Below are 6,865 nucleotides of genomic sequence, written 5' to 3'. Positions count from 1 at the left end.
GAGCGGGTGGGAGTGAGGGCCGGCAGACTCGGCCGTCAACGGCTCTCTGCTGACACGCCAGGTGCCCAGCCGGGGTACCGTCACGGCTTTCGACGACCACTGCCTCCGAATGCCCGTGATCGACCATGACGCGCTGCGGCGTCACGCCATCGCCCGCACCTTCTTCAAGCCGACGACGCTGCTGCGCGCGATCCAGCGGCTGGGCTTCGTGCAGGCCGATCCGATCCGCGCCCCGGCGCGCGCGCAGGACCTGATCCTGATGCACCGGGTCAAGGACTACCGCGCCGGCCAGCTCGAAGCGCGATACACCAGGCTCGCGATCGAGGAGGACGCCCTCGTCAACTACGGTTTCCTGCCGCGCGAGACGCTGGCGCTGCTGCACCCGCGCACCGCGAAGCGCCCCTGGGACGACGCGATGAACGCCCGCGCCGCCGAGGTGCTCGAATTCGTCCGCGCGCGCGGCCGCACCCATCCGCAGCAGGTGCAGCAGGCCTTCACCCATGGCCGCGTCGAGGGCTACTGGGGCGGCGAGCTCAACGCGAGCACCCAGCTGCTCGACGGCATGCACTACCGCGGCCTGCTGCGCGTGGCGCGGCGAGACTCCGGCACGCGGGTCTACGAGGTTATCGAGCACCTGCTGCAGGACGACAGCCCCGAGGCCCGCCACGCGCGGGCAGGCGCTCTGCTCGACATGATCGTGGCGCTCTACGCGCCGTTGCCGTCGGCGAGCCTGGGCTACCTCACCTCGCTGCTCGGCTACGGCGCGCCGCACCTCCAGGTCGAAGCGCGCAACGTGCTGAAGCAAGCGAAGACCCGCTGGGCCCATGCGAAGGTCGACGGCGAGGTCTGGTACTGGCCGGCCGACGAGAACCCCGCCGCGCGCGCCCACAAGGTCGAGCCGGGGCGACTGCGCTTCCTCGCGCCTTTCGACCCGCTGGTCTGGGACCGTCGCCGCTTCGAGCGGCTGTGGGGCTGGGCCTACCGCTTCGAGGCCTACACGCCGGCGGCGAAGCGGACCAGGGGCCACTACGCGCTGCCGATGCTCTGGGGCGACCGGATGATCGGCTGGGCCAACCTGAAGGTCGAGGGCGGGACGCTGGTCCCGGACCTCGGCTTCATCGACAAGCGGCCGCGCGACGCGGTCTTCCGCGCCGCGCTCGACGAGGCGTACGACGAGATGGCCCGGTTCCTCGGACTGGAGGAATGACAGGATCTCAGGCGTTCACCAGCGCCATCGACACCTCGGGGTAGCGTTCCCCGGCGACCGGGAACCTGTCGAGCAGGTCGCGCAGGTCCTCGCGCAACACGTCGTTGAGCCGCAGGCGGGCGGCCATCGCGTTCTCCTCCAGCCGCGCGATCGAACGTGTGCCGGGAATCGGCACGACGTCCGGTCCGCGGTCCAGCAGCCAGGCGAGCGCCAGTTGCGCCGGCGTCAGTCCGTGATCGCGGGCCAGCGCGACGAGGGCGTCGGCCAGCGCGAGGTTCTGCGCCAGATGACCGTCCTGGAACCGGGGATTGACCCGCCGCCAGTCGTTGGCCGCCAGTTGATCGGCGCTGCGGATCGCGCCGGTCAGGAAGCCACGCCCCAGCGGGCTGTAGGGGACGAGCGCGATGCCGAGCTCCCGGCAGGTCGGGAGCACCTCGGCCTCCACGTCGCGCGTCCACAGCGAGTACTCGGACTGCACCGCCGCGATCGGATGCACCCGGTGGGCGCGCCGGATCGTCTCGGCCGATGCCTCGGACAGGCCGATGTGGCGCACCTTGCCCGCGCGCACCAGCGCGGCCATGGCGCCCACGGTCTCCTCGATCGGCACCGACTTGTCGACGCGGTGCAGGTAGTACAGGTCGATGTGGTTGACGCCCAGACGGCGCAGGCTCCCGTCGCAGGACGCGTGCACGTTCAGCGGCCGGCCGTTGACGCCGGCGGAGAGTCCGTCCGCATTGCGCACGATGCCGAACTTGGTGGCGAGCACCACCTCACGGCGCCGGTTGGCCAGCAGCCCCGACAGCAGCTTCTCGTTGGCGCCGTTGCCGTAGATGTCGGACGTGTCGAGGAAGTTCATCCCCAGATCCAGCGCGCGGTGCAGCACGGCCATCGACGTGGCCGCGTCGGCCGGGCCGTAGAAATCGGACATCCCCATGCAGCCGAGGCCGAGCGCGGAGACCTCCGGTCCGTGCGCGCCGAGCCGGCGACGCGGCAGCTGGGGCAGGTTGTTCAGCGGTTCCCTGGACATGATGGTCATGGCGGCACTCCTTCGAAGACGGTGGGCGCGCGACGACCGGACGGCCGCCGCGATGACCGAGAGCTTAGGAATCCGCCCCCCTCCGGAACCAGCGCAATGCTCGCCCATCCTTGCCCGATCCTCCGGAACCCCATCCGAAGCCCTCGCGGGCGCTGGCGGCGCGCGCGACGGACTTGCACAATCCGATGCATGGTCGCACCCACTCCGATTCCCCTCGCCGACGGTTTCCCCGACGCGCTGCAGGCCCTGCGCGCGCAGATGGTGGATCTCACCCTCCGGCACATCGACGCCGAGGGCTCGCGCCCGACGGCCATTCCCTGCCTGCACCTGATCAAGGCCAGCTGCGCGATGCCCAAGACCGCGCCGGCGTTCTACGAGCCCGGCCTGGCCATCGTGCTGCAGGGTCGCAAGAAGGTGGAGCTCGGCACCGAGACGCTGTATTACGACCCGCTGCATTTCCTGCTGGTGTCGATGCCGATGCTGCCCAAGGGCGGCGTGATCGAGGCGACACCGGACAAGCCCTACCTGTGCGTGCGCATCGACTGCTCGACCGCGACGCTGGCGGAGCTGATGCTGGAGGTCGGCCCGGCCAGCACCGACGCGTCGCCGTCGGCGCAGTCGGGGTTGAACGTCGCGCCGGTGTCGGAGTCGATGCTGAGTGCGGCGCTTCGCCTGATGCAACTGCTCGACAACCCGGAGGATCAGCGCGTGCTGGCGCCGCTGCTGCAGCGGGAGATCTTCTATCGCGTGCTGACCGGGCCGCTGGGCCCGCGGCTGCGGGCGCTGGCGCAGCAGGACAGCGCGACGCGTCGCCTGGGGCGCGCGATCGACGAGTTGAACCGCCGCTTCAGCGAAGCCATCAGCATCGACGAGCTGGCCGCCGTCGCGCACATGAGCGCGTCGACGCTGCACCAGCGCTTCAAGCAGCTGACGAGCATGTCGCCGATGCAGTACCAGAAGCAGCTGCGGCTGCAGCACGCGCGTCGGCTGATGCTCGGCGAAGGCCTGGACGCGGCGGCCGCGGCACACCAGGTCGGCTACGAGAGCGCCTCGCAGTTCAGCCGCGAGTACCGCCGCCTCTTCGGCACGCCGCCGCGCGCCGACATCGAGCAGCTGCTGCGCGCGGGATGAACGCGGGATGAGCGCCCTCATGCAGGACACAGGCGCCCTGGGCGCGATGCTGCTGCGCCACGCGCCGCGTCCCGGCGTCTGGCCGACGGCGCTGCCCCGGCTCTGGGCCATCCGGCAGGACGCCCCCGGCGGCGAGTTCGCGCACGCGCTGCAGCCGGCAGCGTTCTGCCTCATCGCGCAAGGCGCGAAGGAGGTCCTCCTGGGCGACGACCGGTATGTCTATGACGCCGCGCGCTTCATGGTGTTCACCACGGACCTGCCGGTCAGCGGCCGCGTGATCGAAGCGACGCCGGAGCGTCCCTACCTCTGCCTGCGACTGGATTTCGATCCGGAGGAAGTGGCGGAGCTGGTCGCGCGCAGCGGTCCACCGCGGGCGGCGGCCGTGCCGACGCCATCGGTCCCGTCGATGGACGGCACCACACAGGCCGGGGACGACCCGGGGCGAGGACTCTTCGTCAGCGCCGTGACCTCGGAGATGCTCGATGCCTCCGCGCGCCTGATGCAGCTGCTCGACCATCCGGAGGACCATGCGGCGCTGGCGCCGATGGCGATGCGCGAGCTCGTCTACCGCGTGCTGCGCAGCGAGCAGGGAGAGCGTCTGGCGCAGGTCGCCCGCGCCGACAGCCAGACGCAGCGCGTGCACCGTGCGATCCGCTGGCTGAAGACCCACTACGCGCAGCCGCTGCGCATCGAATCGCTGGCGAAGGAGGCGCACATGAGCGCGTCCTCGCTGCATCACCACTTCCGCGCCCTGACGGCCATGAGCCCGTTGCAATACCAGAAGCAGCTGCGGCTGCAGGAAGCGCGGCGGCTGCTGATCGCCGAGGGCCTCGAGGTCGCGCGCGCCGGCCACGCGGTCGGGTATGAAAGCCCGTCGCAGTTCAGTCGCGAGTACAGCCGCCTCTACGGCGCGCCGCCGTCCCGGGATGCGGCGAAGCGGCGAGACACGCCATCGGCGCGGTTACCGGCCTGAGCGTCGCCCCGCTCACCCCTCTCACTTGCTGAAGCAGTTCCCCACCATCGCCGGGGCATTCTTGAGGCGATCGTCGGTCGGATTGATCGCGGCAACGCGGTTCTCATCGACCCGCGTGCACTTGCTCCCTTGCCGGATCACCTTGGAGCCGGAGCCACTCGTCGAAACCGCCGACACGATGGGCAGCGTCCCGGCGGCGGCCGGCGGCCGGCGACCGGTCAGACCTCGTCGCGGTCCAGCGAGGCGGACAGGGCGGCATGCGCCTCGATCTCCGCCACGCGCTGACCGAAGGTCTCGCGCGCCATGCCCAGCGCATCCGAACCGGCCACGAAATGCAGCGGCGGCGTCGGCATCGCGGCCAGTTCGACGAAGGCGCGTCCCAGCTTCGCCGGATCGCCGGGCTGCTGGTGGTTGTAGGCCTCGTAGGTCGACAGCGGCGGCGTGGGCAGCGTCGCGTAGTCCGCGATCGGCGCCGTGCCGTAGCGCACCGAACTGGCATCCAGGAAGTCGGTGCGGAAGAAGCCCGGCTCGACGACCGTCACGCGGATGTTGAAGCCGGCGAGCTCCGGCGCCAGCGACGCGGTGAACCCGTCGACGGCGAACTTCGTCGCGCAGTACACCGTCGCGCCGTCGAACCCGCGGAAGCCGCCGACCGACGCGATGTTGATGATGTGCCCGTCGCGCTGCCGGCGCATCACCGGCAGCGCCGCGCGGGTGACGTGCATCAGGCCGAAGACGTTGGTGGCGAACTGGCGTTCGACGTCGGCGGCGCTGATTTCCTCGAACAGGCCGAGTTGCCCGTAGCCCGCGTTGTTGACCAGCACGTCGATGCGGCCGAAGCGCGCCACGGCCTGTTCGACCGCGTCGGCGGCTTCCGCCTCACGGCTGACGTCCAGCGGAAGGCACAACACGTCTTCTCCGTGGTCGGCATACGCCGTCTTCAACGCCTCGACGTTGCGACCGGTGGCGACGACGCGGTCGCCGGCGGCCAGCGCCGCCCGGGCGATTTCACGACCGAAACCGCGGTTGGCGCCAGTGATGAACCAGATCTTGCTCATGGAAATTCCGTCCTTCAGAGGGTTCGTGGCCGGGCGGCAACCAGGTGCCGAGGCCGGTGTTGGGGGACGGATGAATCCTAGGAACGGGGCGGCGACCGCACGTGCCGGTTCCGGCAAACCGCTTGCACGATCCGACGAAGGCGGTCTCCCACCCCTGACCGCGGCGCTGTTGGACTTCCCCCACCCTGGGGTGCCCTCGGGAGATGCGCGAATCTCGCGCTTGGGCTACAATCGCTGCTTGACTCGCACAAGACCACCCTCTTCAGGTCTTCTTCTGCAGCCCCTCCGGTCCCTCCCAAGGACACTTCTGCGAGCGGCTCGCACCAGCATCACCCCCCGGTTCGTGCGCTTGAGCGTTTCTGGTTTCGGCCAGCCTGTTCGCCATTCGGCTGATCGGCATCTGGAACCACTTTCCGTGCCCCCATCCGTTCGTATCATCGAATGGAGATGGCACACCTTCCCACACCGCGCCAAGACGGTTGCTTATTGCGATTGCCTGTCAAGGCGCACACCTCAAAATAACGATGCAGAACAAACGCATTGAGGTGGGGCGATTCCTTGTCTCACCGATGACCAAACCCCATGCCGACGGCGGCTTCGCCGCGGCCGTCTCGATCCAGTCGGGACGCGGCATGGCCAGCATTGATCGTGTCATGCGATTCGTGCCGACCTTCGAGACCCGCCGCGCCGCGTTGCGCTATGCGGAGACCGAAGGCACCGCCTGGGCGCGCAGCCACTGAGCCGCGCGCCGTTGATTTCCGAGGCGAGGGCCTGCGGCAGACCGCGGCTGGCGCCCTTTTCATCTTCAAGCATGGAGCAAGCCGTATGGCCAAGGAAGAACTGATCGAAATGCAGGGTGTCGTCAACGAAATCCTGCCGGACTCGCGCTTTCGCGTGACGCTGGAAAACGGCCATCAGGTCATCGCCTACACGGGCGGCAAGATGCGCAAGCATCACATCCGCATCCTGGCCGGCGACGCCGTCTCGCTGGAAATGTCGCCGTACGACCTGACCAAGGGCCGGATCACCTTCCGTCACCTGCAGCGTTCGAACCACTCGGGCCCGCCGCCGGTCCGTCGCTGACGCCCCCTGCCGCGGGAAGCCTCCGGCTCCCGCGGGGAAATCGCCAGCCATGATTTGACGCCATGGTCGACGCCATGATCGACGTTCAGCCCGAGGACCCCATGCCCGTGCCGCCGCCGCAGCCGGACATCGATGCGTGCTGCGGCAACGGCTGCGATCCGTGCATCTTCGACCTGCACGATCTGGCAATGGACGCGTACCGGCAGGCCCTGCGTGCCTGGAAGGCGCGCCATCCCGAGGCGTCCTGACGATTTTCCGTGCCCCACCCCCAAAAAGGGGCCGCCTCGCGCGGCCCTTTCCTTTTGTGGACCGCCCCTCCCGCTCTCGGGCGGCGATTTCCTTTCGTGACGTTTCTGGGGACATCCCGCGGTTCAGGA

The 6,865-nt window shown here is 69.4% G+C and carries 8 protein-coding genes; 6 read left to right on the top strand and 2 right to left on the bottom strand.

Annotated features, from left to right (window positions below):
• Nucleotides 1-109 precede the first annotated feature (109 nt).
• Complete coding sequence (locus PV762_RS23330; RefSeq protein WP_421037376.1) at nucleotides 110-1,207, top strand: DNA glycosylase AlkZ-like family protein; 1,098 nt, start codon at nucleotides 110-112, stop codon at nucleotides 1,205-1,207.
• Between the two features lie 7 nt (nucleotides 1,208-1,214).
• Here PV762_RS23330 and PV762_RS23325 read toward each other — a convergent pair whose 3' ends face one another.
• Entirely contained in the window at nucleotides 1,215-2,243 is a 1,029-nt protein-coding gene (locus PV762_RS23325) for an aldo/keto reductase (protein WP_421037375.1), read from the bottom strand.
• Nucleotides 2,244-2,432: 189 nt separating this feature from the next.
• Between PV762_RS23325 and PV762_RS23320 the strand changes: the two genes are divergently transcribed.
• Nucleotides 2,433-3,374, top strand: a complete 942-nt coding sequence (locus PV762_RS23320; RefSeq protein WP_421037374.1) for an AraC family transcriptional regulator N-terminal domain-containing protein — start codon at nucleotides 2,433-2,435, stop codon at nucleotides 3,372-3,374.
• A 7-nt stretch (nucleotides 3,375-3,381) separates the two neighbouring features.
• A complete protein-coding gene (locus PV762_RS23315; protein WP_421037373.1) occupies nucleotides 3,382-4,347 on the top strand; it encodes an AraC family transcriptional regulator N-terminal domain-containing protein in 966 nt (321 codons plus the stop codon).
• Between the two features lie 218 nt (nucleotides 4,348-4,565).
• Here PV762_RS23315 and PV762_RS23310 read toward each other — a convergent pair whose 3' ends face one another.
• Complete coding sequence (locus PV762_RS23310; protein ID WP_421037372.1) at nucleotides 4,566-5,405, bottom strand: oxidoreductase; 840 nt, start codon at nucleotides 5,403-5,405, stop codon at nucleotides 4,566-4,568.
• A 524-nt stretch (nucleotides 5,406-5,929) separates the two neighbouring features.
• Between PV762_RS23310 and PV762_RS23305 the strand changes: the two genes are divergently transcribed.
• From PV762_RS23305 to PV762_RS23295, 3 genes are all read left to right on the top strand, one after another.
• Nucleotides 5,930-6,145 carry a hypothetical protein gene (locus tag PV762_RS23305; RefSeq protein ID WP_421037371.1) on the top strand — a complete coding sequence of 72 codons (216 nt, stop codon included), beginning with the start codon at nucleotides 5,930-5,932 and terminating at the stop codon, nucleotides 6,143-6,145.
• Nucleotides 6,146-6,230: 85 nt separating this feature from the next.
• The gene (gene infA, locus PV762_RS23300; protein WP_067278543.1) at nucleotides 6,231-6,488 is read left to right on the top strand and encodes a translation initiation factor IF-1; all 258 of its coding nucleotides are present in this window, start codon (nucleotides 6,231-6,233) and stop codon (nucleotides 6,486-6,488) included.
• Between the two features lie 62 nt (nucleotides 6,489-6,550).
• On the top strand, nucleotides 6,551-6,736 hold the full coding sequence (locus PV762_RS23295) for an oxidoreductase-like domain-containing protein (protein ID WP_421037370.1): 186 nt from the start codon (nucleotides 6,551-6,553) through the stop codon (nucleotides 6,734-6,736).
• Nucleotides 6,737-6,865: the final 129 nt, after the last annotated feature.

The organism is Mitsuaria sp. CC2 (assembly GCF_048957715.1).
Classification (GTDB): domain Bacteria; phylum Pseudomonadota; class Gammaproteobacteria; order Burkholderiales; family Burkholderiaceae_C; genus Roseateles.
This window is presented reverse-complemented; position numbering and strand designations above follow the sequence as displayed.

Coding starts and splice junctions, on each gene's coding strand:
- PV762_RS23330 (WP_421037376.1), top strand. CDS start 110: ATGCCCGTGATCGACCATGACGCGCTGCGGCGTCACGCCATCGCCCGC.
- PV762_RS23325 (WP_421037375.1), bottom strand. CDS start 2,243: ATGACCATCATGTCCAGGGAACCGCTGAACAACCTGCCCCAGCTGCCG.
- PV762_RS23320 (WP_421037374.1), top strand. CDS start 2,433: ATGGTCGCACCCACTCCGATTCCCCTCGCCGACGGTTTCCCCGACGCG.
- PV762_RS23315 (WP_421037373.1), top strand. CDS start 3,382: ATGAGCGCCCTCATGCAGGACACAGGCGCCCTGGGCGCGATGCTGCTG.
- PV762_RS23310 (WP_421037372.1), bottom strand. CDS start 5,405: ATGAGCAAGATCTGGTTCATCACTGGCGCCAACCGCGGTTTCGGTCGT.
- PV762_RS23305 (WP_421037371.1), top strand. CDS start 5,930: ATGCAGAACAAACGCATTGAGGTGGGGCGATTCCTTGTCTCACCGATG.
- infA (WP_067278543.1), top strand. CDS start 6,231: ATGGCCAAGGAAGAACTGATCGAAATGCAGGGTGTCGTCAACGAAATC.
- PV762_RS23295 (WP_421037370.1), top strand. CDS start 6,551: ATGGTCGACGCCATGATCGACGTTCAGCCCGAGGACCCCATGCCCGTG.